This window comes from Archangium sp., from assembly GCF_057119385.1.
Window position 1 is genome coordinate 45,431 of the sequence record NZ_DBNGVP010000026.1, and the last position, 25,067, is coordinate 70,497.

Consider the following 25,067-nt stretch of genomic DNA (forward strand, 5'->3'; position numbering starts at 1 on the left):
AAGGTCCACTGCACCGTCGGCCCATGTCAACCGACCGGCTGTCAATGAATTGCGCTCCTCACGGGTTTCGCTTGGTTTTGCGGTCCCGGCCTGTTGGTGCCTCTCACGGATGCGATTCCCCCCGGCATGAGCCCAGACGCGACTCGCGGAGAAATGCGAGGCGCTGGCTCGGCTTGCCGCCAACGTCTCATGACGCCAATTACATGGGTAGCGGGTAAAGACAGACCCCCGCACTTCACGGGAGATCCGGGATTCATGACGCCCCGTGTCTCCCGTCTGAGCTCCCGGCCAATTCCAGACAGAACCTATTTGACCAGTCTTTCAATTTCTTCCGAGCTAAAGCCTGCCTCGAAAAGAATTTTATGTGTGTGCTGTCCAAGAACCGGGGGAGGACGCAGCGGTGTCTCGCCCATGCGCAGCGGCGTGAGGAGGTGGGTCACTCTTCTCCCACGTTGGGTGTCTTCAGACTCCACGAACAGATTTCGTGCGCGCAGTTGGGGATCCGCCAGGACTTCATCGCCTTCGAGTACGGGTTCGACACACACATCCGCGCCCGCGAAGCGCTCCGTCCAATACGCCAGGGGATGCTCGGCGAAGATGCGGGAGAACTCCGCCTTCACGCGCGCGCCGGCCTCGCCGGTGTCATAGGCATCCGCGAGCAGGTCCGGCCGTCCCAACACCTGACACACCCCGGCGAGGAACTTGGGCTCCAGCGCGCCCACGGACAGGTAGCGGCCGTCGCTCGTGCGGTACAGCCCATAACAGGCGAAGCCGCCATTGAGCGTCTCGCGGCCGCGGCGCAGGGGTTGGCCCTGCTCGCCCATGAAGAGCCGCGCCGCCAGGTGCATGTGGAGGAAGGCCGTGGCGCCATCCGTCATGGACACGTCCACGAAGCGGCCCTGCCCGGTGCGCTCGCGCTCGTGGAGCGCCGCGAGGAGGCCCACCAGCGCGAAGAGGCTGCCGCCGCCGATGTCGCCCAGCTGCACGCCGGGGAAGGCCGGGGCGCCGTCCGCCTCGCCGCCGTAGCCGAGCACGCCCGCGCGCGCCGCGTAGTTGAGATCATGCCCCGCCTTGAGCCGGTCCGGCCCCGTCTGTCCGTAGCCGGAGATGGCGCAGTAGACGAGCCGCGGGTTCTCCGCGTGCAGCACGCTCCAGCCCAGGCCCAGCTTGTCCATGACGCCGGGGCGGAAGCTCTCCACCAGCACGTCGTAGCCGCGCACCAGCCGCTTGAAGGCCTCGCGCGCCTCGGGGGCCTTGAGATCCAACGTCAGCGAGCGCTTGTTGCGGTTGAGCCCGTAGAAGAGCGCGCTCTCGTCGTCGCGCAGGGGGGCCATCTGGCGGAGGTAGTCACCGCCCTGGGGGTCCTCCACCTTGTCCACCGTGGCGCCGAGGTCGGCGAGCACCAGCGTGGCGTAGGGGCCGGGCAGAAGACGGGAGAGATCCAGGACCTTGAGTCCGGACAGGGGAAGCGTGTTCATGGTGGGGGGGAGGGGGGCTGAGGGGGGGATAAAAAAGAAGCGGCGCGGCCCCCGAGGAGGAGCACACGCCGCCCGTGGAGCCTCGCGCCCGAGGGCGCGGCTCCGGGTGTGACTAGCCGAGCAGCTTCGCCAGCTTCATGGCGAGGCCCATGTCCATCGGCTTGAACTTGAGCTTGCCCTGCATGGCGGCCATCTGCGCGTTGAGCTGCTTGGCGCGGATCTTCACGAAGTCGTCGTTGCTGACGGTGACGGTCATCTTCGGGCTGCCCTCGGCGCCCTTGGTCACCCAGTTGTCGGACCTGGTGCAGTCCAGCGTCCAGGTGCCGCCGTTGTCGCCAGTGATGTTGAAGTGGATGACCGAGTTGATGTCCTTGGCCAGCTCCGGCTTCTCCTTCAGCACGCCCGGAATGTCGTTCTCGATGATGTCCTGTGCGCTCGCCATCGCTCTCTCCTTTGAGGGAATTGACTGGTGAATCAACGTCCGGGCGGCACCGTAATGACGGGGCCCGGGCGGGTCAAGCCGTGAGGTGGCCCGAGGGGGGACTCAACGTCCGGCGCTGGAGGCCTGGGCCTGGCTCAGCGAGCGCCGGACCATGTCCAGCAGGTCATTGAGCTCGAAGGGCTTGGCCAGATGACCCACCGCGCCAATGTCCGTGGCCTTGCTGCCCACGTTGCGATCCGCGCTGAGGACGATGAGGGGGATGCCGGCCACGGAGGGACGCTGGCGCATGCGCTGGGCGAACTCCCAGCCGTCCATCACCGGCATCATCAAGTCCAGGAGGATGAGCTGGGGCGGATCCGGCTCGAGCCGCTCCAGGGCCTCCTTGCCATTGCGGGCGCGGCGGATCTCGAAGCCCTCGGCCTCGAGGATCTCCGAGAGGGCCTCGAGGATGTCCGGGTCGTCATCGACCACCAGCACGACGTTGGACCCCTGGTGCTGAAGATTGGCGGAAGACAGGTTCTTCTCCTGGGTGGCGCGCCCTCGATCTTCTCTCAAGGGACGGGAAAGGGAGGATGAATTCAACCGGCTCGCAGGGCAACGGGGCAGGCTCGTTGCAAAATCGACACTGCCTGCCCACCGTTTTCCTAACCCATGGACCAGGAGACGGCAGGCGTGAATCACGCGGGGGAATGGAGGCAGGCGGCGGCCGGAGAGGACGAGCCTGGGTTCGCCATCCTCTCGCGGCGAGGCCTGGTGCGGGAAGTGGACGGGCGGTTGAGGGCCCACCTGGGCCTGGAGCAGCTGCCGGAGAGCGCGGGCTCGCTGGTGGAGCTGATGGAGGCGGCGGGCTTCCAGCGGCGGCCGGGGGCGGACCTGTGGGAGCACGAGGGGCGGCTGGTCCGGGCGGGCGAGAGCCCCCTGGAGGACGGGACGCGGCTGGTGTGGACGCAGCCCGCCGAGGGCGACGAGGAGCTCATCCGCCGGCGGGTGCGCTACCTGGGGCTGGCATCGCATGACTTGAGGGGCTCGCTGGCCAACGTGCGCTCGTACGCGGCCCTGCTGCTCAATGGGCGCATTCCGTTGGAGCCCAAGGCGAAGCGCGGGCTGGAGACCATCCTGCGCAACACGGACAAGGCACTGGCCTTCGCCCAGGACTTCTTCGACGCGAGCCGGGCGGACCTGGGCATGCTGGCGTGCGAGCGGGAGCGGCAGGCGCTCGAGCCCCTGCTCGCCAACGCGGTGGAGCACCACCTGGAGGCGGCGGGCACGGCGAGCGTGGCGCTGAGCCTGGAGCTGCCGGGAGGCTCCCTTCCCGAGGTGGACGTGGACGGAGGCCGGGTGCAGCACGCCGTGGAGGCCTTCATCCGCCACCATCTGTTGCGCGCCCAACCCGGGGAGCAGCTCCGGGTGCGGGCCCGGCCGGAGGGAGGCATGCTCCGGGTGGAGGTGCGGCGTGATGGCGTGCCCCTGACGGAGGAGGAGCTCGCCCTCGCCTTCGCGCGCGAGGAGCGGGCCTTCCGGGAGAAGAAGCTGGAGGATCCCCTGCGGCTGGGGCTCGCCCGGCAGGAGGTGGAGGCGCTCGGCGGCTCCGTCGGGGTGACGGCCGACGCGGGGGGCACCACGCTCTACCTTACACTCCCCATCGCCCTCGCTTCCTCGGCGGGCATGCAGGCCTGAGTGGCCCTTTCGTCGTGCTGGCGACGCGCGCCCCGGGGGGCTATCCTGCCCGGGCCTTTTCCTTCCGGGAGTGCGCGATGGGTCTGAAGATGTCGGAGATTCTGCTGATCATGGCGGTGCTGCTGCTCCTGTTCGGAGCCTCGCGCCTGCCGCAGCTCGGCTCTTCGCTGGGGAGCGCCATCCGCAACTTCAAGCGCGGCTTCAGCGGTGACGAGCCCGCCGCCGACGAGAAGAAGCCGGCTGGCACGCTCGCCAGCAACGGCACGGTGGAGAAGGACGCCACCGCCCGCAGCACCAGCCACCACGGCTGAGCTCGCTTCCGCGCCCCCAGTCGCACCGCGCCCGCGCCGGTCTCTCGCCTCCGAGAGATGGGCACGGGCGTCGTCGCTTGCGGGCCCGGCGGAGGAGGCAGCTCACTCCGCGCGGTCTTCCTTGTCGTAGAGCCCGTCCAGCACCGCCTTGTACTTCTGGCTGACGAGCTTGCGCTTCACCTTGAGGCTCGGGGTGAGCTCGCCCGTCTCCTGGCTGAAGTCCGCCTCCATCACCGCGAAGCGCTTGAGGGTGCTGTAGGACGGCAGCTCCGCGTTCACCTTGTCGAGGATCTCCCGCACCGCGGCCCGGACCACCGGCTGGCGGCACACCTCCGCGTAGCTGCTGGCCTTCACGCCCACGCCGTCGAGCAGCTTGCGCGCGGGCTCCTCGGCCACGGTGATGAGCGCCACCAGGTACTTGCGCTTGTCGCCGTGGACCACCGCCTGGCTGATGAGGGGGTACGTCTTGAGCGTGTTCTCGAGGTTCTGCGGCGACACGTTCTTGCCGCCCGAGGTGACGATGATGTCCTTCTTGCGATCGGTGATGGTGACGTAGCCGTCCACGTCCACCTCGCCGATGTCTCCGGTGTGGAACCAGCCATCCGCCTCGAGCACCTCGGCGGTGGCCTCCGGGTTCTTGTAGTAGCCCTTCATCACCCCCGGGCCCCGCAGGAGGATCTCCCCGTCCGGGGCCACCTTCACCTCGGTGCCGGACATGGGCGGGCCCACGGTGCCGATCTTGATGCGCTCCGGCGGATTCACGCAGGCGGCGGCCGACGTCTCGGTGAGGCCGTAGCCCTCCAGCACCTTGAAGCCGAGCAGCTCGAAGAAGTACCCGATCTTCCGGGACAGCGGCGCGCCGCCGGAGACGAACAGGCGCATGTTGCCGCCCAGCTTCTCGTCGAGCGACGCGCGCACCTTGCTGAACACCAGCTTGCGCGCCAGGGCCAGCCCCACGAGCGCGGGCTCGCGGCCCCGCGTCTTCGCCTCCACGTAGTCCTCGAAGAGCCCGAAGGCCCAGCGGAACAGGCGGCCCTTCAGGCCGGGCGCGGCGGAGCCGTGGGCCACCACGCCGTTGTAGACCTTCTCGAAGACGCGCGGCACCGCGGGGAGGATGGTGGGGCGCGTCTCCACGAGGTTGCTCAGCAGCTTGTCCGCGGACTCGGCGAACACCACGCGGAAGCCCATGGCCAGCCACGAGGCCTTCACCACCTGCCCGAAGGAGTGCGCCAGGGGCAGGAACATCAACACCGCGTCGGTGGGCGCCATCGCCCCCACGCCCTTCACCCCGAGCGCCTCGTAGGCCCAGTTGCCGTGGGTGAGCAGCACCCCCTTGGGGTCCCCCGTGGTGCCCGAGGTGTAGATGATGCAGCACACGTCCTCGGGCTTCATCTCGCGCGTCCGCTCGTCGAAGGACTCCAGGCGGGCGGCGTGCGCCCCCCTGCCCTGCTCCATCACCTGCGCGAGCGTCAGCTCCGCCTCACCCGTGCTGGCGCCCTCGAAGAGCACCACCTTGCGCACGCCGGGACACTCCGCGAGCTTCTGCCGCAGGCGGGTGACGCGGCCCGCCTGCCTGGGCGTCTGCCCGTCATGGTCCACGAAGACGAGCGAGGCCTCGGAGTGGTTGAGGATGTAGCGGACCTCGTCCGGCGTGTTGGACGCGTAGATGGGGACGGTGATGGCCTGCGCGGCGGAGATGGCGAGATCCGCCACCACCCACTGGAGGCTGGTGTCCGCGAAGATGGCCACCCGATCCCCCGGCTTCACCCCCTGGGCGACGAGGCCGGCGGACAGCGCCTGCACGTCCTCCAGGATGCGCCCCCACGTGACGTCCTCCCAGCGGCCCCCCGTCTTCCAGCTCGCGGCGACCTTCGTGGGTGACTGCGCTCGTTGGAGCAGCAACTCGACGAGGTTGCGCGCGTCCGAGGTGGCCAGCCGGGTCTCCGCCCTCATGTGTGCTCCTCCTCTCCTACATTTCCTTCAGTAACCTCCAGGAAGCACTCGTGCGCCGAAACGACGAAGGCGGTACCCGGGGTGCACCGCACCTCGAGTACCGCCCGAAGCTGTCGCCTGCATGGTGCCTGTCCCGGAGGTCAGGCGGCATCGGCGGAAGAGGAGTCCTGCTGCTCCTCGTCCTGATTGAAGGCCGCCAGGTAGCGCTCGAGGAAGTTCTTCGTCTTGAGCTCCACCTGCCGCACGCGCTCGCGCGACACGCCCCAGCGCTGGCCCAGCTCCTCCAGCGTGCGCGGCTTGTCCTGCGTGAGCCGCTCCTGGAGGATGTCCCACCCCAGGTCGCCAATGCGCTTGCGCACCTTGGCCAGCGCCTCCTGCACTTCCTCGTTCTGCTCGCGAGCCAGGAACACCTGCTGAGGCGAGGGTCCTCCGTCCTCCAGGCGATCCAGGAAGGTCGTCTCGCCTTCCTCGTCGATGCTCGCGTCCAGCGAGAAGTCCGTCATGCTCCCGCGCTCGGCCTCACCGCCGCGCACCTGGCTGCGGTTGTCCTTGAGGTAGCGGGTGATGTAGGCGCGAATCCACCACACGGCGTAGGTGGCGAAACGCACGTTCTTCTTGGGGTCGAAGTGCTCGATGGCCTTCATGAGACCCACATTGCCTTCCTGGATGAGGTCATCCAGGCGGGCGCCGCGGTTGGAGAATTTCTTCGCCACCGCCACCACGAAAGCCAGGTTGGACGTCGCGAGCGTCTGTCGCGCCGACTCATCTCCCTTGCGAGCGCGCCCGGCCAGCTCGTACTCCTGCTCTCGGGTCAACTGCGAATGATCCCCGAGATGACGCAGGTAGTGCGACAGGCCCTCGGCTCCATACTTCATCGTCCTGTTCGCCATGTTTCGCGTCTCCAGTTCCTCTGTGTGACGGACGCGCTCGCCCCCCGGTTCCGCGTCCACATTTCTAGGACGCACAACGTGCCGAAGCGTTTCTCATTTCCATTCGGGGGTATTCGACCAGCTTACCCTGGCGACAAGCGGGCCTGGGGTCCGTTACGACCACGTAACGGGCTCCAGTCCTGGGTGGGAAGTGACTGCTCCCCGAAGAACGAGCGTGTCCGCTGAGGACTAAGAACGCTTGGGCGCGGGAAAGATTTTCTCGGGGTTGAGCATTCCTGAAGGATCGAAGAAGCCCTTCAGGCGGCGCTGCAGCTCCAGCACCGCCTCGGACTGCTCCATCGCCAGATATTCCCGCTTGGCGTGGCCCACACCGTGCTCGCCCGTGATGGTGCCGCCCATGGACACGGTGAGCTCCAACATGCGCCGGATGGCCGTCTCCACCAGGGCGCGCTGGTACGGGCCCTCGTAGAGGATGTTGGCGTGCAGGTTGCCGTCCCCCGCGTGGCCGTACGTGGCCACCGGCAAGCCCAGCTCCTCCCCCATCTTCTTCAGGGCGAGGATGATGTCGGGAATACGGGACCGGGGTACCGCGATGTCCTCCGAGATCTTGTGCGGCCGCAAGGAGCGCAACGCGGTGGAAACCACCCGGCGCACGGCCCAGAGCTTCTCGCGCTGGGACTCGTCCTGGGCCACGAGCACTTCCCGGGCGCCATGCTGCTCGCAGATTTCACCCAGCCAGACGAGCTCGGCGAACAGGCCCTCCTCCATGTTGCCGTCCACCTCGGCGATGACGGCCGAGCCGGCGCCCGGGGGAAAGTTGAAGCCCCTTCCATCCACGGCCTGGAGCGCCACGTCGTCGATGAGCTCCAGGGTGCGCGGGAGGATGCCGGCCTTGAGCACCTCGGTGATGGCCCGCGCGGCGGTGTGCACCGAGTCGAAGATGACCAGGGCCGTCTTCACGTGCCGGGGCCTGGGGATGAGCTGGAGGGTGATCTCCGTGGCCACCCCGAGCGTGCCCTCGGAGCCCACGAAGAGGCCCACCAGATCGTACCCGGCCACGCCCTTGATGGTGCGGCGGCCCACGCGCACCACCTCGCCGCTCGGCAGCACCCACTCCAGGCCAATGACGTAGTCGCGGGTGACGCCGTACTTGAGCGCCCGGGGGCCTCCGGCGTTCTCCGCCACGTTGCCGCCGATGGTGCAGAACTCCCACGAGTTGGGATCCGGCGGATAGAAGAGGCCCTGCGCCTCCACGGCCTTCATCAGATCGCCGGTGATGACGCCCGGCTGCACCACCGCCGTCAGGTCCTCGCTGGAGACGGAGAGGATGCGGTTCATCCGCTCCAGGCTCACCGCCACGCCTCCCAGCAGGGCGAGCGAGCCGCCGCTCTTGCCACTGCGCGCCCCGCAGGGCGTGAAGGGCACCCCGAGCTCCTGGCAGGTGCGGAACACGGCGGACACCTGCTCGGTGTTCTCGGGGAAGACCACGAGGTCCGGTGGGTAGACGCCCGAGTCGGACTCGTCCTCGGCGTAGTTCTCCAGGGTGGACGCGTCACGGCGCACCTGGTCTGGAGAGAGCACCGCCCCCAGCGCGGCCCGTGCACGCTCCACGAGGGCGGGAGAAACTCGGGTAAAGGTACGCTCCGCGGGCAGGGTCATCCGAACGGCTCCACTCGACTGCGCGTCACTCCACTCAACGCCACCGCCACTCCACGCCACTGCCACTCAACGCCGCATGGTGCTCAACCGTGCCCACAGCTCCCGGCGCAGGGCCCCGTCCTTGCGCAGCTGGCCCTCGTAGGCCTCCGAGTGCGTGCGGGCATCGCGCTGCCGGTCTCCCCGGATGCGCAGACAGGACTGCTCCGCCTCGATGATGCAGGCGGTGGCCGGGCTCTTCAGCACCCGGGCCAGCGACGAGGCCACCGCGCGCGCCAGGTCCTCCTGGAGGATGAGCCGGTGCGCGAAGCAGTCCACCAGCGCGCCCAGCCGGCCGAAGCCCACCACCCGCGAGCGTGGCACGTAGGCCACGTGCGCCCGGCCCTCGACGGGCAGCAGGTGGTGCGGGCACATGGACTGGAAGCGCAGGTCCGTCACCACCACCAGCTCCCCGGACGCGTCCGGCGGGCCCGGGAACGTCTCCCCCAGCGCATCCTCCGGCGTCCGCCCATAGCCATCGAGGAACTGGCCCCAGGCCTCGGCCACCCGCTCCGGAGTGCCCACGAGGTTGGGATCGCTGTCCAGCGGCAGGCCCGCCGCGCGCAGGAAGTCCCGGACCGCCGCGGCCATGGCCTCCCGATCGGGTTTCACGGACGGGGCTCCTCGAGTCCTTCGAGCTGCGGCCATGGTGCGTGTCTTCCTCGGTTGCCGGGTCGGTACCTCAGGGGACGGGCAACCTATCCGAAGCCTCCACCTGAATCTCGTCTCCGATGACCCGTACCGCGTAGATACGCACGCGGGCGTCCGGATTCGTCGGGCTGATGCCCGTCCGGACGTCGAAGGCCCAGGCGTGGAGGGGACAGTAGAGGAGCCACCCGTCCTGATCGCCCTCGGACATGGGGCCGCCCCGGTGGGGACACGCCTGCTGCACCGCGTGCAGCCGTCCGTCCACCTGGACCAGCGCCACCCACTCCTCCCCGACCCGCACCACCGCCCGGCCCCGCCTGTCCAGATCCGACAAGCGCGCCACGGGAATGAAGTGCTCGTCCCCCTGTCCGTTCATGGCTCGTCCTCCAACGCCCCGCGTCGAGCGCGTCCTCCAGGCCTGAATACCGGGGCACAGGGGCCGTCGCACCCTTGACACCCCTCCAGGGGGCCAGTAGAGCAAATAATTACCGTCCTCCTGCCCGATGAGAATCCGCGCCCACATCGCTGGCCACCTCATCGCCACCCTGTTGGTGGTGCTCTGGGTTGCCCAGCCGCTGATCGCCATCGCGCACGCGCAGGAGCACGTCCACCGCTACTGCCCCACACACCGCGCCTTCGAGGAGAGCCCGGCCAGCAAGGGCTCGGCGCTCTCGGCCCGGCTCCGGGACGCGAAGTCCTTCGAGAAGCTGCCCCCCGCCGCCCCCGCGGGCACGCTCAAGCACGAGTCGTGCGCCCTCGTCTCGGTCAGCTCCCGGGACGAGGTGACGAGCCCCGAGGTCCAGCCCGTCATCCAGGCCTGCCTCGAGGTGGGCCGCCCGGCCACCGCGCCGCCCCGGCCCCAGTCCTCGCTGTCCGTCCTCGATACCGCCCCCAAGGCCTCGCCTCCCGCGCGCGTCTAGCGCGGTCGAAGCGAAGTTGCAGGGTCGACGTCCGCCTTCTCTTCGGACGTCCGGTTCGCGGAGTGCCTTGTGCCCCCCACGTCGTGCCGGCTCGCCGGTCTCGCTGTCTGGCTGTCGTTCTGTCTGTCCCCTCTCTCACCCGCCTCGGCCCAGACGCCGCCGGACGCGGGCACGCCTCCCCAGGAGCAGGAGCCCGCCCCGGACACCGGCCTGTCCGCCGAGGACTTGAAGGCCATCGAGGAGGCGCTCGGCCAGGATGCCGCCGCGGCCGCCCAGGCGGGCACCCAGCCTCCCGCCACCCCCTCCCCACCCGCGTCCTCCAGCGGCGTGACGATCAGCCCGAGCAACATCGACTTCCAAGGGCTGAACATCGCCTTCATCCTGGACGTGGCCGCCGCCGCCTTCACCTCGAAGGAGCCGCTGCAGACGGGCGGGCATGATCCCTCCGTCAACGGCTTCAACCTCCAGCAGCTGGAGCTGTCCGTCAACACGGCGGTGGACCCGTACTTCCGCTTCGACAGCAACATCGTCTTCAGCCAGTTCGGCGTGGAGATCGAAGAGGCGTACGCCACCACGGCGAACCTGCCGGGCAACCTCCAGGTGCGCGCCGGCCAGTTCCTCACCCGCTTTGGCCGCATCAACCCCACGCACCCGCACTCGTGGGAGTTCGTGGACCAGCCCTTCGCCATCGGCCGCGTCTTCGGCGGCGAGGGCAACCGCGGGCTCGGCGTGGAGGGCTCCTGGCTCACCCCGCTGCCCTGGTACGTGGAGCTGCTCGGCTCCGTCACCGACGCCACCGGCGAGTCCACCGCGCGCAGCTTCCTGGGCGCCGACCTGGGCGGAGTCACCTCCCCCTTCGACTTCCAGTTCACCGCCATGGTGAAGCAGTTCTTCCCCCTGTCGGATGACCTGTCGCTGCTGTGGGGCCTGTCCGCCGCCGATGGCCCCAACCCCACCGGCTACCGCAACCGCACCGACGTGTTCGGCACGGACGTGTACCTCAAGTACCGGCCCCTCGCCGGCAACAGCTTCACCACGGTGGCCCTCCAGGCCGAGCTCCTCTACCGGCGCCGCCAGGTCCCCGGGGACGTGCTGTCGGACCTCAACGGCTACGCGCAGCTGTCCTGGCGCTTCGACCAGCGCTGGGCCGTCGCCAGCCGCTACGAGCTCGGCACTCCCGCCACCCGGCAGAACGGCGCCCTCGCGGACGATCCCCTCGACGCCGAGTGGACCGGCAACCGCCAGCGCCTCTCCGCCAACGTCACCTTCTGGCCCACCGAGTTCTCCCGCCTGCGCCTGCAGGGCGCCACCGACCTCGCCGGCTGGCGCGAGCGTCCGGACTACTCGCTCTTCCTCGCACTCGAAGTGGTGATGGGCGCGCACGGCGCCCACGCCTTCTAACCCCTCTCGCGCTGGAGCCTCCGATGATGAGCCCCTTCCGATTCCTCGTGGCCCTGAACGCCGTCCTCCTGGGCCTGCTGTCCCTCCCCGCTCGCGCCGACCTCAAGGTGGTCACCACGCTGCCGGACCTCGCCGCCCTCACCCAGGCCGTGGGCGGCGAGCACGTGCAGGTGACCGCCCTCGCCCTGCCCACGCAGGATCCGCACTTCGTGGACGCCCGGCCCAGCCTGGCCCTGGAGGTCAACCGCGCGGACCTGTTGATCGCCATCGGCCTGGAGCTGGAGGTGGGCTGGCTGCCCGCGCTCCAGAACGGCGCCCGCAACACCCGCATCCTCACCGGCAGCCCGGGCTACCTCGAGGCCGCCGCGTTCGTGCGCACGCTCGAGGTCCCCACCACCCGCGTGGATCGCAGCCAGGGAGACGTGCACGCCGGGGGCAACCCGCACTTCCTCTATGATCCCAGGGCCGCGCTGCTGGTGGCCCGGGGCATCACCGACCGCCTGGCGTCGTTGGACCCGAAGAACGCGGCGGCCTACCGCGCCAACCTGGAGAAGTTCACCGCGGAGCTGGAGAAGGCGCGCGCGGGCTGGGAGCAGCGGCTGGCCGGGCTCAAGGGCACGCCCGTGGTGGCCTACCACCGGACGACGGCGTACCTGGCCAACTGGCTGGGCTTCGACACCATCGCCTACCTCGAGCCCAAGCCCGGCATCCCGCCCAACCCCGCCCACGTGGCCCAGGTGCTGACCCAGGCCCGCCAGCGCAAGGCCCGCTTCGTCCTCCAGGAGGACTACTACCCCACCACCACCTCCAAGCTGGTGGCGAGCAAGATTCCCGCCCCCCTCGTCCTCTTCACCTCGGGCACCGACTTCCGCGGCGGACAGACGTACCTGCGGCACCTGGAGGACTTGATGACCCGGCTGGAGAAGGGCCTGAAGGGCGAGGGGACCTGAGCCATGCGCCACGCCTTCCTCCTCCTGTCCTGTCTGGGCCTCGGCGCCTGCACGTGGGAGCCCGGCCAGGGCTTCGCGGTGGTGGAGCCCACCGTGCGCGCCGCCTTCGAGCCGCTCGCCGACCGCACCACGCCCGACGGCTACCAGCAGCTGGCCTCGAACTACCAGCTGCACGTGGATGGGGCCGCGTTGCGGCTGTCCGGCATCGAGCTGATCGCCTTCGCCGGAGGCTCGGGCGGGGGCTTCAATCCCGCCAACCCGCCCCCGGGCTACTCGCTCTGCCACGGCGGCCACTGCCACCGCGACGACGGAGCGCTCATCCCCTACGAGCAGATCGCCGCGGAGATGGGCGGCGGGGGCGGCTCCAGCACGGTGGCGACGCTGCCGGTGACCGGGCCGTTGAACCTGCTGGCCGCGGAGCGGTTCGCGGTGGAGTGCGTGCCGGACTGTGCCCTGCCCCAGGCCAACGTGTCCCAGGGCCGCTGGGACATCGAGTCGCTGAACCTGGAGGGCAGCGTGCGCGACGCACGCACTCCCGCGCGTTTCCCCGGCGAGCGCCGCTTCCGGTGGGTGCTCTCCCGGGCCCCCAGCGACACGACGCCGGCGGCGGTGCTCGACGGCACGGTGGAGCTGCCCTCGGACCGGTCGACGCCTCCCCGGGCGAAGCTGGACCTGAGCCTGGTGCTCACGGCCCGGCTCTTCGACACCGTGGACTGGAGCACGCTGACGCAAGGCGCGGACGGCGTGGTGGAGATCAGTGCCACGGCCAACACCACCGCCCACGCCGCGCTCGAGGAGCTGCTGGCCACGGTTTCGCCCCAAGCGGAGGTGACCCGTGGCGAACGGTGAGCACACGCACGACGGAGGGCCCACGGCGGCCACCTCCCGGCCCACGCACCGGCACGAGGAGGACCTGCTCCTGTGCTGCGAGGAGCTGGTCATCGGCTACCAGGGACAGGCGCTGCTGCCGCCCATCAACCTCCAGGTGCACCGCGGCACCTTCCTGGCCGTGATCGGCCGCAACGGCTCGGGCAAGAGCACCTGGTTCAAGACGCTGCTGGGCCTGCAGAACCCGGTGTCCGGCCGCGTGTACCGCTCCAGCCCCCAGGTGAAGAGCGCGTACGTGCCGCAGACGTCCGCCATCGACGGGATGCTCCCGGTGCGCTCGCGCGAGCTGGTGCACTGGGGACGGCTGACCGGGTGGAACTTCCTGCGGCCCTTCTCCAAGCGCGAGGATCGCCAGGTGGTGGACTCGGCGCTGGAGACGGCCGGAGCGGGCCCCATCGCCAACCGGCCCTACCGCGAGCTGTCCGAGGGCCAGAAGCAGCGCGCCCTGCTCGCGCGGGTGCTGGCCACCGAGGCGGACCTGGTGCTGCTGGACGAGCCCACCGCGGCCATGGACGCCGTGGCCGAGCGCGAGACCATGCGGCGCCTGGCGGAGCTGGCGCGCGAGCGGCGCCTGGCCGTGGTGGTGGTGAGCCATGACCTGCGGGTGGCCGCCGAGTTCGCGGACCAGCTGCTCTTCGTGGACCGGGAGGCCCCGGCCGTGGTTCTTGGGGACGCGGACACGGTCTTCTGCCATCCTGCCTTCCGGCACCAGTACGGCGACGATTACTGCCCCCGCCATCCTTCGTCAGGACACCCCCTTGGACCCGCAACTGGCTGAGACCACCACCTGGGCACAGTTCTGGGACGCCTACGAGCTGTTCAGGGATCCGATGCTCTGCGCGCTCATCGCGGGCAGCGTGCTGGGGTTCCTGAGCGTGTACGTGGTGCTGCGGCGCATGGTGTTCGTCAGCGCCGCGGTGACGCAATCGGCCGGCCTGGGCGTGGCGCTGGCCTTCTACGTGGACATCCACCTGGGCCTGCACGTGGCCCCCACCCTGGGCGCCGTGGGCCTGTCCCTGCTGGCCACGCTGCTGTTGATGACCGAGCCCACGCGGCTGCGCATCTCCCGCGAGAGCCTGCTGGGCCTGGCGTATGCGTTCACCGGGGGCGCCTCCATCCTCGTGGGGGACCGCATCTCCCAGGAGGCCCATGACATCCAGGGCATCCTCTTCGGCACGGCGGTGCTGGTGGAGCAGGAGCAGCTCATCGCCGTGGCGGTGGTGGGCGCGCTCACCCTGCTCTTCCACCTGTGGTGGTTCCGCGGCCTCACCTTCGCCAGCTTCGATCGCACCGGCGCCATGGTGCAGGGGCTGCCGGTGCGCGCGCTCGACGCGGTGCTGATGATCTCCATCGGGTTGATGGTGGGCGTGTCCGCGCGGGCGCTCGGCGCGCTGCCGGTGTTCGCCTTCTCCACGCTGTCGGCCATCGCCGCGCTGGTGTTGGATCTGCGGCTGCCGTGGACCTTCCTGCTGGCCACGCTCGCGGGCGCCATCTCCGGCCTGGGTGGCTACCTCTTCGCCTACTTCTACAACTTCCCCGTGGGCGGCTCGCAGACGGTGCTCGCCAGCGCGCTGGTGGTGGTGGCGCTGCTGGCCCGGGGCGTGCGGCAGCTCGTCATGGGCGGCGGGACGCGCTGAGCCACACCCGCGTCTCGAGGCCCTGTCCAAGCTGGAGAGGGCCCTGGAATCCTTCAAGCAGGCCCTCGCGCCAGGCCCGCGACACAATCGGGCTGTCCGCGGACAAGACACTCCTCGCCCGGGAAATGGAGCAGAACGCCGCCGCTTCCAAGACACCGCGGAGCGCTGCTCCTCTCCACCCCTCCACCCCGTCGCTACGGACTTCCCCCTCAGTGGCGTGCGTTACCAGCACCAGTGGCTGCTATTTTCCCTGGGCGTGAGCCTGTTTCCCTGGGTTCCGGACCTGGGAAGACACTTGGCCATCCAAGGAGACATCCATGCCATCCGTACCGGGAACCCGGGCCGTGGCGCTGCTGGCCATGACCCTGGCGCTGCTATTGCTTGCTTGCGACGAGGTGCAGCCGACCGCGGACGACGCGTTGCACCGGAAGTGGCTCGAGCCCAAGCCCCTCCTGACCACGTCCACTGGACAGTGGCGTTCCACGGGCCCCCTGAACATGACCCGCGAGAGCCACACGGCCACGCGGTTGCCCTCCGGCAAGGTGCTGGTCTCCGGCGGCTTTGGCTCGAACAGCTATCGCGCCAGCGCGGAGGAGTACGACCCGGCCACCGGGACGTGGAGCCCCACCGGCCCGCTGACCTCGGCCCGCTCTGGCCACACGGCCACGCTGCTGCCCTCCGGCAAGGTGCTCGTCTCCGGCGGCTGGGACTCGAACGGCCTCCTCGCCAGCACGGAGGTGTACGACCCGGCCACCGGGACGTGGAGCCCCACCGGCGCTCTGGCCTCGGCGCGCGCCAGCCACACGGCCACGCTGCTGCCCTCCGGCAAGGTGCTCGTCTCTGGCGGCTGGGGCTGGAGCGGCCGCCTCGCCAGCGCGGAGGTGTACGACCCGGCCACCGGGACGTGGAGCCCCACCGGCGCTCTGGCCTCGGCGCGCTATTCGCACACAGCCACGCTGTTGCCCTCCGGCAAGGTGCTGGTCTCTGGCGGCAGGGGCTCGAGCTACTTCCTCGCCAGCGCGGAGGTGTACGACCCGGCCACCGGGACGTGGAGTCCCACCGGCGCGCTGACCTCGGCGCGCGCCAGCCACACGGCCACGCTGCTGCCCTCCGGCAAGGTGCTCGTCTCTGGCGGCTGGGGCTGGAGCGGCCGCCTCGCCAGCGCGGAGGTGTACGACCCCGACCCGGCCACCGGGACGTGGAGCCCCACCGGCGCTCTGGCCTCGGCCCGCGAGAGCCACACGTCGACACCACTGCCCTCCGGCAAGGTGCTGGTCTCCGGCGGCCGGGGCTCGAGCGGACCCCTCACCAGCGCGGAGGAGTACGACCCGGCCACCGGGACGTGGCGCCCCACCGGCGCTCTGGCCTCGGCCCGCGAGAGCCACACGTCGACACTACTGCCCTCCGGCAAGGTGCTGGTCTCTGGTGGCGGGGGCTTGAGCGGCGCCCTCCTCAGCACGGAGGAGTACGACCCGGCCACCGGGACGTGGAGCCCCACCGGCGCTCTGGCCTCGGACCGCTCGGGCCACACGGCCACGCCATTGCCCTCCGGCAAGGTGCTGGTCTCCGGCGGCCGTGACTCGAGCGGCCATCTCGCCAGCGCGGAGGTGTACGACCCGGCCACCGGGACGTGGCGCCCCACGGGCGCTCTGGCCTCGGCGCGCCACGGCCACACGGCCACGCTGTTGCCCTCCGGCAAGGTGCTCGTCTCTGGCGGCGGGGGCCCGAGCGGCCATCTCGCCAGCGCGGAGGTGTACGACCCGGCTACCGGGAGGTGGAGCCCCACGGGCGCTCTGGCCTCGGCCCGCTCCGGCCACACGGCCACGCTGCTGCCCTCCGGCAAGGTGCTGCCCTCCGGCAAGGTGCTGGTCTCCGGCGGCTGGGGCCCGAGCGGCCATCTTGCCAGCGCGGAGGAGTACGACCCGGCCACCGGGACGTGGAGCCCCACCGGCGCTCTGGCCTTGGCGCGCTATTGGCACACAGCCACGCTGTTGCCCTCTGGCACGGTGCTCGTCTCTGGCGGCTGGGACTCGAACGGCCCCCTCACCAGCGCGGAGGAGTACGACCCGGCCACCGGGACGTGGAGCCCCACCGGCGCTCTGGCCTCGGCGCGCCACGGCCACACGGCCACACTGCTGCCCTCCGGCAAGGTGCTGATCTCTGGAGGCTATGGCTCGAGCGGCCATCTCACCAGCGCGGAGGTGTACGACCCGGGCAGTGGGACGTGGAGCCCCACGGACGCTCTGGCCTCGGCCCGCGCCAGCCACACGGCCACACTGCTGCCCTCCGGCAAGGTGCTGATCTCTGGCGGCTGGGGCTCGAGCGGCCATCTCGCCAGCGCGGAGGTGTACGGCCCGGCCACGGGGACGTGGAGCCCCACCGGCGCTCTGGCCTCGGCGCGCCACGGCCACACGGCCACGCTGTTGCCCTCCGGCAAGGTGCTCGTCTCCGGAGGCCTTGGCTAGAGCTCCCATCTCGCCAGCTCGGAGGTGTACGACCCGGCCAGTCGGACGTGGAGCCCCACCGGCGCTCTGGCCTCGGCCCGCTACGGCCACACGGCCACGCTGCTGCCCTCCGGCAAGGTGCTCGTCTCCGGAGGCGATGGCTCGAGCGGCCATCTCACCAGCGCGGAGGTTTACGACCCGGCCACCGGGACGTGGAGCCCCACCGGCGCTCTGGCCTCGGCCCGCTATTGGCACACGGCCACGCTGCTGCCCTCCGGCAAGGTGCTGGTCTCCGGAGGCGATGGCTCAAGCGGACCCCTCGCCAACGCGGAGGTGTACGACCCGGCCACCGGGACGTGGAGCCCCACGGATGCTCTGGCCTCGGACCGCTCGGGCCACACAGCCACGCTGTTGCCCTCCGGCAAGGTGCTGGTCTCCGGAGGCGATGGCTCAAGCGGCCAGCTCACCAGCGCGGAAGAGTACGACCCGGCCACCGGGACATGGAGCCCCACGGGCGCGCTGGCCTCAAAACGCGCCGACCACACGGCCACGCTGTTGCCCTCCGGCGAGGTACTGGTCTCCGGAGGCCGGGGCTCGGGCGGCCCCCTCGCCAGCACGGAGGAGTACGCAGAGGCGCGGGTCCGGGAGTTGTGCCCGGTCATCGATCCCCCCGCCGAGCAACGCCCGGATGGGACGTTCCTCATCACCGGGCGGCACTTGCGAGGTCTCTCGGAGGCAAGCAGCGGTAGCACCCAGAGTTCCGCCACCCACCTTCCCCTGGTCAGCCTGCTGGCATTGGAGGGCGGAGCGCTGACTCGTGTCATGCCCGTGGACTCGTCCTCCGACACGGAAGTTCAAGTACGGACGCCGATGGTGCCGTACGGCTATTACATCCTGTCCGTGATGACCAACGCCCTCCACGGCGGGCAGCTGCTCCTCGTCAATGGGCCGCCCCTGGAAGCGCCAGAGGTCACCGCGCCAGGGGCCTTCGTGAACAACCCGAGACCCTCCATCAGCGGCACGGCGCAGCCCGGTGTGACGGTGCTGATGTGGTTGGATGGAGCCCTGGTGGCAACAACCACCGCCGACGCGAAGGGGACATGGAGCTATACCCCGAGCGCCGCGCTGGCCGAGGGGTGCCACCAGTTCGTGGCTGTCGCCAGGAATGTGGTGGGCAATGTCAGTCCGGCCTCCGAGACACGCCTCTTCACGCTTGATTCCGTGCCGCCCGGAGCGCCAGGGGTGACCGCACCGGGGGGGCTCGTCAATGGCAGCACCCCCGTCATTCGCGGCATGGCGGAGCCCGGCAGCATGGTCACGGTGTGGCTGGGTAGGATTGGGACCGAAACGATTGTCGGGACGGTCGAGGCAGACGAGGCAGGAACCTGGCAGCTCAGCACATCCGCGGCGCTCCTGGATGGTCTTCACCAGACCAGGGCCACTGCGACAGACAAAGCGGGCAATGTCAGCCCCGGCTCCGCGGTCAACATCTTCACGGTCGATACCATGCCTCCGCAAGCCCCCGTACTGGCCGGGCCCATGGACCTCGTCGATACCCCCAAGCCAGTCATTCATGGCACCGCGGAGGCGGGCAGCAAGGTGACGGTGTCTCTGGATGGAGATGGGGAGACCGGGACGACCACGGCCGACGCACAGGGAACATGGATGTTCATCCCAACCACCCCGCTGGCCGAGGGACTCCATCAGGTCGTGGCCCATGCCACGGATGCCGCGGGCAATGCCAGCCTTTCATCCATGCCCCGCGACTTCGGTTTCTTCATCCAGAGAAGCCACTACGGCTGGAGTTGCGCCGCCGCCCCGTCCTTCCCCGCAGCCTGGGCCTTGCTGACACTGCTCTGGTTCCTCGTCAAGCGCCGGCCTGGGTCTTCCCTCCACACTCCCAGGTAGCCTGGTCATCGAGCTGCGAAGCGGCTCACCGTTCGAGTGTGAAGCCCGTCACCCCGCTCGATACCTCTCACATGGTAATTTTTTTCCTCCTCCTTCCAACGGCTCGCTCCATGAATTCCCTCGTACGACATACCCTGTGGCTGTTCCTCGTATGTCTGGCCATTCCCGCCGCACACGCCCAGGAGTCCTCCAAGGTCGAGCTGCCGCCTCAAACCCAGAACCCCTACATCAACTCCATCGCCACGCTCTACGAGCAGGACAGGTTCCCCGAGGCCCTGTCCAGGCTGGAGAAGGCCCTGGACTCGGAGTCCAATGGCCCCCAGGATGTCATCTGGCTCAAGCTCATGCAGGGCGTGCTGCAGGCGGAGCTCTCCCAGGGCGAGGCGCTGGAGTCCTTCAAGCAGGCCCTCACGCTCGACAAGGACGCCCGGCTGCCCGTGCAGGCCAACAGACGTCTGCGCAAGCTCTTCGAGCAGGCCCGCAGCACGCTCGGCCTGCCCGCCGACAAGGAGCTCCTCGCCAAGGAGTTGGAGCAGAACGCCGCCGCATCCAAGGCGGCGAAGGTCTTCGCGCCCCCCCTTCGGCGCTACGGATGGAGCCTGGGCGTGCGCGGTGAGCTGGATGTGCTCGAGCCCATCCTCACCTCCGTCCAGGAAACCGAGGAGAGTCAGCCCCAGCTCAAATTCACCGCCGCCCTCTCCCCCGGCGTGAGCCTCGGCTACACCCAACAGCAGTGGGGGAGCGTGGCCACGGTGCTGGTGCAGAACACGCCGGGGCTCCGGGCCGAGGGCCAGTTCCACCCCCTCACTTTCGGCTGGGTGCGTCCCTATGCCCGCCTGGGCGCCACCGCTTTCTTCGGCGAGAAGAACGCGCAAGGGGAGACCACCTTCTTCGGCGGCATGAGCGGGCGGGCGGCCCTCGGCGTGGACGTGCAGTTCACCTCGCGCCTGTCTGCCTTCACCGACGTGGCCTTCGAGCGCTTCTTCATCGGTGAGGATCGGTACAGGGCCCATTCGGTGCTGATCTCCCTGGGCGTGGGCTTCTTCCCCTGAGCCCCGCGGCCCAAGGGCCCGTGAGACAGCCGCAGGTGAAGCGGCTCACCCCCCAGGTGTGAAGCCCGTCACCGCGGCCAGGCGGCTCGCGGGGCAACATGGTGTCTCACAACGAGCAAGCAGGCATTGTCAGTTGAACGGATGAGCTGTTCCGAGGATGCCTGGCTTTGCTCCCCTGTCGAAGGCAGACACCATGAATCTTGTCTCGAGGCATACCTTGTGGATGTTCCTCATGTGCGCCGCGGTTCCCACCGCCCACGCCCAGGAGGTGGAGCAGAGCGCCGACGCCGCCGAGGCTCCGCGGGCCTCCGCCCCCTCACCCTGGCGTCATGGCCTGGGGGTGGGCGTGCGCGGCGAGGTGGATGTGCTCAGGCCAGGCCCCACCACCGAACTCATCCCCGCGGTGAGCGTCAGCTACACCTGGCAGAAGCTGGGCGGTGTGGCCACGGTGCTGGTCCAGCGCTCCCCGGGGCTCCGGGCCGAGGGCCAGTTCCACCCCATCACCCTGGGCCAGGTGCGTCCCTATGCCCGCCTGGGCGCCACGGCTTTCTTCGCGGAGAAGGATGCGCACGGAGCGTTCACCTTCCTCGGTGGGGTGAGTGGGCGGGCGGCCCTCGGCGTGGACGTGCGGTTCACCCCCCACCTGTCTGTCTTCGCCGACATGGCCTACGAGCACTTCCTCACCCGTAGCGAGTGGTACAGCTCCCAGTCGGTGCTGTTCTCGCTCGGCGTGGCCCTGTTTCCCTGAGCCCCGGGCTGAGAAGAAGAACAAGCACAGACAGAATGAGGTCTCCGCCACCGCGATGGATGCGGCGGGCAATACCCATCCGCATTCAGCCGGTTATCGCTGGCGGCCTGGAGGCCCCACGCCTGCCCGTCGCAGGTGTGGGGCCTCGGCCGTGGTGCGCAACGAAGCGGATCACCGTCCGGGTGTGAAGTGCGTCACCGCGCCAGAGAGGCCCACGTAGCAACGTGGCCTCTCACCGCAAGCACTCCCATGTGGACGGACGCGCTGAGGATGCCTGTCCTCTCCCTCTCTCCAAAGGCTGAACCCATGAAACGACTCGTGCGACATCCCCTGTCGCTGCTCCTCGTGTGCCTGGCCGTTCCCGTCGCACACGCCCAGGAGTCCTCCAAGGTCGAGCTGCCGCCTCAAACCCAGAACCCCTACCTCTCCGCCGTCGCCACGCTCTACGCGCAGGGCAGATTCCCCGAGGCCCTGTCCAGGCTGGAGAAGGCCCTGGACTGGGAGTCCAATGGCCCCCAGGACGTCCTCTGGCTCAAGCTCATGCAGGGCGTGCTCCAGGCCGAGCTCTCCCAGGACGAGGCGCTGGAGTCCTTCAAGCAGGCCCTCGCGCTCGACAAGGACGCCCGGCTGCCCGTGCAGGCCAACAGACGTCTGCGCAAGCTCTTCGAGCAGGCCCGCGCCACGCTCGACCTTCCCACGGACAAGGCACTCCTCGCCCAGGAGTTGGCGCAGAGCGTCGCCGCTCCCAAGACACCGCGGGTCTCTGGCCCCCCACCCCGCCGCTACGGATGGAGCCTGGGCGTGCGCGGCGAGCTGGATGTTCTCAGCGTCACCCCCGCCCTCGATCCCGACGTGGATTTGAGCGACCTCCCCCCCGCACTCGCTCCCGGCGTGAGCCTCGGCTACATCCAACAGAAGTGGGGAGGCGTGGCCACGGTGCTCGTGCAGCCCACACCGGGCCTCAGGGCCGAGGGCCAGTTCCACCCCCGCCCCCTGGGCTGGGTGCGTCCCTATCTGCGGTTGGGCACCACCGCCTTCTTTGGCGAGCCGGATACGCAAGACGCGCCTTTCCTTCTCGGCGGCTTGAGTGCACGGGGGGTCCTCGGGGTGGACGTGCAGTTTACTTCGCGCCTGTATGCCTTTGCCGACGTGGCCTATGAGTACTTCCTCTTCAACGGGGAGCGTTACAGGACTCAATCCGTGCTGTTCTCGGTAGGCATGAGCCTGTTCCCCTGAGCCCCTGGCGAGCCTCTGATTGTGAAGACACATAACAATCTAAGGAGACACTCATGACATTCTCACCAAGAAACGGGGTGGAGGCTGTGACGCGGCTGGCCATGGCCTTCGCACTTCTCTGGATTGCCTGCGGGGAGGTGCCGCCCAGCGGGACCTCATCGCTGCACCGGGAGCAGTTGGAGTCCAAGCCCCTCCAAACCACATCCGTTGAGCAGTGGAGCCCCACGGCAGCGCTGGCCTTGGCGCGCGTGGGCCACACCGCGACACTGTTGCCCTCGGGCAAGGTGCTCGTCGCCGGAGGCGATGGCACGAGTGGCTTCCTCACCAGCGCGGAGCTGTACGACCCGGCCACGGGGACGTGGAGCCCCACGGGAGCGCTGACCTGGGCGCGCAGGAGCCACACGGCGACGCTGCTGCCCTCGGGCAAGGTGCTCGTCGCCGGAGGCGATGGTCCGAGCAGCGACAACCGCACCAGCGCGGAGGTGTACGACCCGGCCACGGGAACGTGGAGCCCAACACGAGCGCTGGCCTCGGCGCGCATGAGACACACGGCGACACTGCTGCCCTCGGGCAAGGTGCTCGTCGCTGGAGGCTATGACCCGAGTGGCTCCCCCATCAGCGCGGAGGTGTACGACCCGGCCACGGGGACGTGGAGTTCCACGGCAGCGATGGCATCGGCGCGCTCTTCCCACACGGCGACGCTGTTGCCCTCGGGCAAGGTGCTGGTCGCCGGAGGCGATGGCCCGAATGGCGACGTCCTCACCAGCGTGGAGGTATACGACCCGGCCACGGGGAGATGGAGCCCCACGGCAGCGCTGGCCTCGGCGCGCGTGGGCCACTCGGCGACGCTGTTGCCCTCGGGCAAGGTGCTCGTCGCCGGAGGCTATGGCCCGAGCGGCTCCCTCCCCAGCGCGGAGGTGTACGACCCGGCCACGGGGACGTGGATTTCCACGGCAGCGCTGACCTCGGCGCGCGCGGTCCACACGGCGACGCTGTTGCCCTCGGGCAAGGTGCTCGTTGCCGGAGGAGCCTTTCCGGGCGGCCCCCTCACCAGCGCGGAGGTGTACGACCCGGCCACGGGGACGTGGAGTTCCACGGCAGCGCTGGCCTCGACGCGCTCTTCCCACACGGCGACGCTGTTGCCCTCGAGCAAGGTGCTCGTCGCCGGAGGCGCTGGCCCGAGTGACTTCCTCACCAGCGCGGAGCTGTACGACCCGGCCACGGGGACGTGGAGCCCCACGGCAGCGCTGACCTGGGCGCGCAGGAACCACACGGCGACGCTGTTGCCCTCGGGCAAGGTGCTCGTCGCCGGAGGAGCCTTTCCGAGCGGCACCCCCACCAGAGCGGAGGTATACGACCCGGCCACGGGGAGATGGAACTCCACGGCAGCGCTGGCCTTGGCGCGCACGGACCACACGGCGACGCTGTTGCCCTCGGGCAAGGTGCTCGTCGCCGGAGGCGATGGCCCGAATGGCGACGCCCTCACCAGCGCGGAGGTATACGACCCGGCCACGGGGAGATGGAGCCCCACGACAGCGCTGGCCTTGGCGCGCGTGGGCCACACGGCGACGCTGTTGCCCTCGGGCAAGGTGCTCGTCGCCGGAGGCGCTGGCCCGAGCGGCTTCCTCACCAGCGCGGAGCTGTACGACCCGGCCACGGGGACGTGGAGACCCACGGCAGCGCTGGCCTGGGCGCGCAGGAACCACACGGCGACGCTGTTGCCCTCGGGCAAGGTGCTGGTCGCCGGAGGCGCTGGCCCGAGTGGCTCCCTCACCAGCGCGGAGGTGTACGACCCGGCCACGGGGACGTGGAGACCCACGGCAGCGCTGGCATTGGCACGCTCTTTCCACACAGCGACGCTGTTGCCCTCGGGCAAGGTGCTCGTCACCGGAGGCGATGGCATGACCAGCGCGGAGGTGTACGACCCGGCCACAGGGACGTGGAGCCCCACGGCAGCGCTGGCCTCGGCCCGCTCTTTCCACACGGCGACGCTGTTGCCCTCGGGCAAGGTGCTCGTCGCCGGAGGCGATGGCCCGAGTGGCTTCCTCACCAGCGCGGAGGTGTACGAAGACACGGAAGTTCACCCGGATTGGCGCCCCGACATCACCGGACCCGCTGAGCAGCTACAGCAAAAAGCAGGTGAGACGTTCCACATCACTGGGAGACGCTTTCGAGGTCTATTGGAGGCAAGCAGTGGTAACACCCAGAACTCCGCCACGAACTTCCCCCTGGTCAGCCTGCTGGCACTCGATGGAGGAGCGCTGACCCGTATAACGTCCCTGGACTCGTTCTCCGACACGGAAGTGACTGTACGGATGCCGCTCGTGCCGAATGGCTACTACATCCTTTCTGTCATGACCAACGCCATACATGGTGGGCGGATGGTGCTCGTGGATGGGCCTTCTCTGCCCGCGCCCCAAATCACCTCGCCAGAATCTTCCATTGAAACCAGGCGGCTGACGATTGGGGGCAGCGCCAGGCCTGGCGTCAGGGTGGTGGCATGGCTGGATGGAGTCATGACAGGAGAAGACACTGCCGATGAGCAGGGGAACTGGAGCCTGAGCCCAGACGCCTCCCTTGATTGGGGACGCCACCCAGGATTGATCCAAAGTCCGTAGGAGAGGTTTTGAAGAGGGGGAGAGCAAGTCCAGACAATCTCAGGCAAAGAGGGGGCATCCCTCCGGACGGCGCTTGAAAGAAGGGCGCCGTGGAAGGACAGCAGTGAGGTGCACAGGCCGAACAGCCGGGGGAGAAGAGGCGCGGGAGGCCGGAGCGGAAACAGCTGGCGG

Annotated in this window: 22 protein-coding genes; 14 read left to right on the forward strand and 8 right to left on the reverse strand. The window is 69.4% G+C overall.

All coding sequences use genetic code 11. From position 1 onward, the window contains the following. Positions 1 to 305 precede the first annotated feature (305 nt). The 3 genes from AC16DP_RS06950 to AC16DP_RS06960 all read right to left on the reverse strand — a co-directional run bounded on the left by AC16DP_RS06950 (position 306) and on the right by AC16DP_RS06960 (position 2,397). Complete coding sequence (locus AC16DP_RS06950) at positions 306 to 1,478, reverse strand: CaiB/BaiF CoA transferase family protein (RefSeq protein ID WP_329728214.1); 1,173 nt, start codon at positions 1,476 to 1,478, stop codon at positions 306 to 308. 112 nt (positions 1,479 to 1,590) lie between these two features. Further along, positions 1,591 to 1,920, reverse strand: a complete 330-nt coding sequence (locus AC16DP_RS06955) for an SCP2 sterol-binding domain-containing protein (protein ID WP_329728215.1) — start codon at positions 1,918 to 1,920, stop codon at positions 1,591 to 1,593. A 102-nt stretch (positions 1,921 to 2,022) separates the two neighbouring features. Continuing rightward, a complete protein-coding gene (locus AC16DP_RS06960; RefSeq protein ID WP_211276549.1) occupies positions 2,023 to 2,397 on the reverse strand; it encodes a response regulator in 375 nt (124 codons plus the stop codon). 195 nt (positions 2,398 to 2,592) lie between these two features. Here AC16DP_RS06960 and AC16DP_RS06965 point away from each other — a divergent pair, with 195 nt between their 5' ends. Continuing rightward, positions 2,593 to 3,597 (forward strand): sensor histidine kinase, encoded by a 1,005-nt coding sequence (locus tag AC16DP_RS06965; protein ID WP_414640703.1) that lies wholly within the window; start codon positions 2,593 to 2,595, stop codon positions 3,595 to 3,597. Between the two features lie 77 nt (positions 3,598 to 3,674). Further along, positions 3,675 to 3,908 carry a twin-arginine translocase TatA/TatE family subunit gene (gene tatA, locus AC16DP_RS06970; RefSeq protein ID WP_329728216.1) on the forward strand — a complete coding sequence of 78 codons (234 nt, stop codon included), beginning with the start codon at positions 3,675 to 3,677 and terminating at the stop codon, positions 3,906 to 3,908. Between the two features lie 102 nt (positions 3,909 to 4,010). On the opposite strand, the gene AC16DP_RS06975 is transcribed toward tatA, so the two are convergent. The 5 genes from AC16DP_RS06975 to AC16DP_RS06995 all read right to left on the reverse strand — a co-directional run bounded on the left by AC16DP_RS06975 (position 4,011) and on the right by AC16DP_RS06995 (position 9,470). Next, positions 4,011 to 5,861: an AMP-dependent synthetase/ligase gene (locus tag AC16DP_RS06975; RefSeq protein ID WP_329728217.1), complete on the reverse strand. Its 1,851-nt coding sequence runs from the start codon at positions 5,859 to 5,861 to the stop codon at positions 4,011 to 4,013. A 140-nt stretch (positions 5,862 to 6,001) separates the two neighbouring features. After that, a complete protein-coding gene (locus AC16DP_RS06980) occupies positions 6,002 to 6,751 on the reverse strand; it encodes a sigma-70 family RNA polymerase sigma factor (RefSeq protein ID WP_329728218.1) in 750 nt (249 codons plus the stop codon). A gap of 228 nt (positions 6,752 to 6,979) precedes the next feature. Beyond that, positions 6,980 to 8,410 (reverse strand): FAD-binding oxidoreductase, encoded by a 1,431-nt coding sequence (locus tag AC16DP_RS06985; RefSeq protein ID WP_329728219.1) that lies wholly within the window; start codon positions 8,408 to 8,410, stop codon positions 6,980 to 6,982. A 66-nt stretch (positions 8,411 to 8,476) separates the two neighbouring features. Then, complete coding sequence (gene folE / locus AC16DP_RS06990; protein ID WP_329728231.1) at positions 8,477 to 9,037, reverse strand: GTP cyclohydrolase I; 561 nt, start codon at positions 9,035 to 9,037, stop codon at positions 8,477 to 8,479. 91 nt (positions 9,038 to 9,128) lie between these two features. Next, on the reverse strand, positions 9,129 to 9,470 hold the full coding sequence (locus AC16DP_RS06995) for a Rieske (2Fe-2S) protein (protein ID WP_329728220.1): 342 nt from the start codon (positions 9,468 to 9,470) through the stop codon (positions 9,129 to 9,131). A 127-nt stretch (positions 9,471 to 9,597) separates the two neighbouring features. On the opposite strand from AC16DP_RS06995, the gene AC16DP_RS07000 reads away from it, so the two are divergent. The 12 genes from AC16DP_RS07000 to AC16DP_RS07055 all read left to right on the forward strand — a co-directional run bounded on the left by AC16DP_RS07000 (position 9,598) and on the right by AC16DP_RS07055 (position 24,896). Continuing rightward, on the forward strand, positions 9,598 to 10,014 hold the full coding sequence (locus tag AC16DP_RS07000) for a hypothetical protein (protein ID WP_329728221.1): 417 nt from the start codon (positions 9,598 to 9,600) through the stop codon (positions 10,012 to 10,014). Positions 10,015 to 10,083: 69 nt separating this feature from the next. Next, the gene (locus tag AC16DP_RS07005) at positions 10,084 to 11,415 is read left to right on the forward strand and encodes a zinc-regulated TonB-dependent outer membrane receptor (protein WP_329728222.1); all 1,332 of its coding nucleotides are present in this window, start codon (positions 10,084 to 10,086) and stop codon (positions 11,413 to 11,415) included. A gap of 26 nt (positions 11,416 to 11,441) precedes the next feature. Then, on the forward strand, positions 11,442 to 12,365 hold the full coding sequence (locus AC16DP_RS07010) for a metal ABC transporter substrate-binding protein (RefSeq protein WP_329728232.1): 924 nt from the start codon (positions 11,442 to 11,444) through the stop codon (positions 12,363 to 12,365). Between the two features lie 3 nt (positions 12,366 to 12,368). After that, positions 12,369 to 13,214 carry a hypothetical protein gene (locus AC16DP_RS07015; protein WP_329728223.1) on the forward strand — a complete coding sequence of 282 codons (846 nt, stop codon included), beginning with the start codon at positions 12,369 to 12,371 and terminating at the stop codon, positions 13,212 to 13,214. Beyond that, complete coding sequence (locus AC16DP_RS07020; protein WP_414640704.1) at positions 13,201 to 14,031, forward strand: metal ABC transporter ATP-binding protein; 831 nt, start codon at positions 13,201 to 13,203, stop codon at positions 14,029 to 14,031. Before AC16DP_RS07015 ends, AC16DP_RS07020 begins: the two co-directional genes overlap by 14 nt. Then, positions 14,012 to 14,890, forward strand: coding sequence for a metal ABC transporter permease (locus AC16DP_RS07025; RefSeq protein WP_329728224.1), 879 nt, complete (start codon positions 14,012 to 14,014; stop codon positions 14,888 to 14,890). The genes AC16DP_RS07020 and AC16DP_RS07025 overlap by 20 nt, the downstream gene beginning before the upstream one ends. 317 nt (positions 14,891 to 15,207) lie before the next feature. Next, entirely contained in the window at positions 15,208 to 17,355 is a 2,148-nt protein-coding gene (locus AC16DP_RS07030; protein ID WP_483956655.1) for a kelch repeat-containing protein, read from the forward strand. A 24-nt stretch (positions 17,356 to 17,379) separates the two neighbouring features. Then, positions 17,380 to 19,242 carry a Kelch repeat-containing protein gene (locus AC16DP_RS07035; protein WP_483956656.1) on the forward strand — a complete coding sequence of 621 codons (1,863 nt, stop codon included), beginning with the start codon at positions 17,380 to 17,382 and terminating at the stop codon, positions 19,240 to 19,242. Positions 19,243 to 19,352: 110 nt separating this feature from the next. After that, on the forward strand, positions 19,353 to 20,294 hold the full coding sequence (locus tag AC16DP_RS07040; protein WP_329728226.1) for a hypothetical protein: 942 nt from the start codon (positions 19,353 to 19,355) through the stop codon (positions 20,292 to 20,294). A 193-nt stretch (positions 20,295 to 20,487) separates the two neighbouring features. Continuing rightward, positions 20,488 to 21,042, forward strand: a complete 555-nt coding sequence (locus AC16DP_RS07045) for a hypothetical protein (protein ID WP_329728227.1) — start codon at positions 20,488 to 20,490, stop codon at positions 21,040 to 21,042. A 306-nt stretch (positions 21,043 to 21,348) separates the two neighbouring features. Then, a complete protein-coding gene (locus AC16DP_RS07050; protein WP_329728228.1) occupies positions 21,349 to 22,278 on the forward strand; it encodes a hypothetical protein in 930 nt (309 codons plus the stop codon). 53 nt (positions 22,279 to 22,331) lie between these two features. Then, entirely contained in the window at positions 22,332 to 24,896 is a 2,565-nt protein-coding gene (locus tag AC16DP_RS07055; protein WP_483956657.1) for a Kelch repeat-containing protein, read from the forward strand. The last annotated feature ends 171 nt before the right edge of the window (positions 24,897 to 25,067 follow it).

Coding starts and splice junctions, on each gene's coding strand:
- AC16DP_RS06975 (WP_329728217.1), bottom strand. CDS start 5,861: ATGAGGGCGGAGACCCGGCTGGCCACCTCGGACGCGCGCAACCTCGTC.
- AC16DP_RS06950 (WP_329728214.1), bottom strand. CDS start 1,478: ATGAACACGCTTCCCCTGTCCGGACTCAAGGTCCTGGATCTCTCCCGT.
- AC16DP_RS06985 (WP_329728219.1), bottom strand. CDS start 8,410: ATGACCCTGCCCGCGGAGCGTACCTTTACCCGAGTTTCTCCCGCCCTC.
- AC16DP_RS07010 (WP_329728232.1), top strand. CDS start 11,442: ATGAGCCCCTTCCGATTCCTCGTGGCCCTGAACGCCGTCCTCCTGGGC.
- AC16DP_RS07030 (WP_483956655.1), top strand. CDS start 15,208: ATGCCATCCGTACCGGGAACCCGGGCCGTGGCGCTGCTGGCCATGACC.
- AC16DP_RS06995 (WP_329728220.1), bottom strand. CDS start 9,470: ATGAACGGACAGGGGGACGAGCACTTCATTCCCGTGGCGCGCTTGTCG.
- AC16DP_RS06980 (WP_329728218.1), bottom strand. CDS start 6,751: ATGGCGAACAGGACGATGAAGTATGGAGCCGAGGGCCTGTCGCACTAC.
- AC16DP_RS07055 (WP_483956657.1), top strand. CDS start 22,332: ATGACATTCTCACCAAGAAACGGGGTGGAGGCTGTGACGCGGCTGGCC.
- AC16DP_RS07045 (WP_329728227.1), top strand. CDS start 20,488: ATGAATCTTGTCTCGAGGCATACCTTGTGGATGTTCCTCATGTGCGCC.
- AC16DP_RS07050 (WP_329728228.1), top strand. CDS start 21,349: ATGAAACGACTCGTGCGACATCCCCTGTCGCTGCTCCTCGTGTGCCTG.
- tatA (WP_329728216.1), top strand. CDS start 3,675: ATGGGTCTGAAGATGTCGGAGATTCTGCTGATCATGGCGGTGCTGCTG.
- AC16DP_RS07015 (WP_329728223.1), top strand. CDS start 12,369: ATGCGCCACGCCTTCCTCCTCCTGTCCTGTCTGGGCCTCGGCGCCTGC.
- AC16DP_RS07040 (WP_329728226.1), top strand. CDS start 19,353: ATGAATTCCCTCGTACGACATACCCTGTGGCTGTTCCTCGTATGTCTG.
- AC16DP_RS07000 (WP_329728221.1), top strand. CDS start 9,598: ATGAGAATCCGCGCCCACATCGCTGGCCACCTCATCGCCACCCTGTTG.
- folE (WP_329728231.1), bottom strand. CDS start 9,037: ATGGCCGCGGCGGTCCGGGACTTCCTGCGCGCGGCGGGCCTGCCGCTG.
- AC16DP_RS06955 (WP_329728215.1), bottom strand. CDS start 1,920: ATGGCGAGCGCACAGGACATCATCGAGAACGACATTCCGGGCGTGCTG.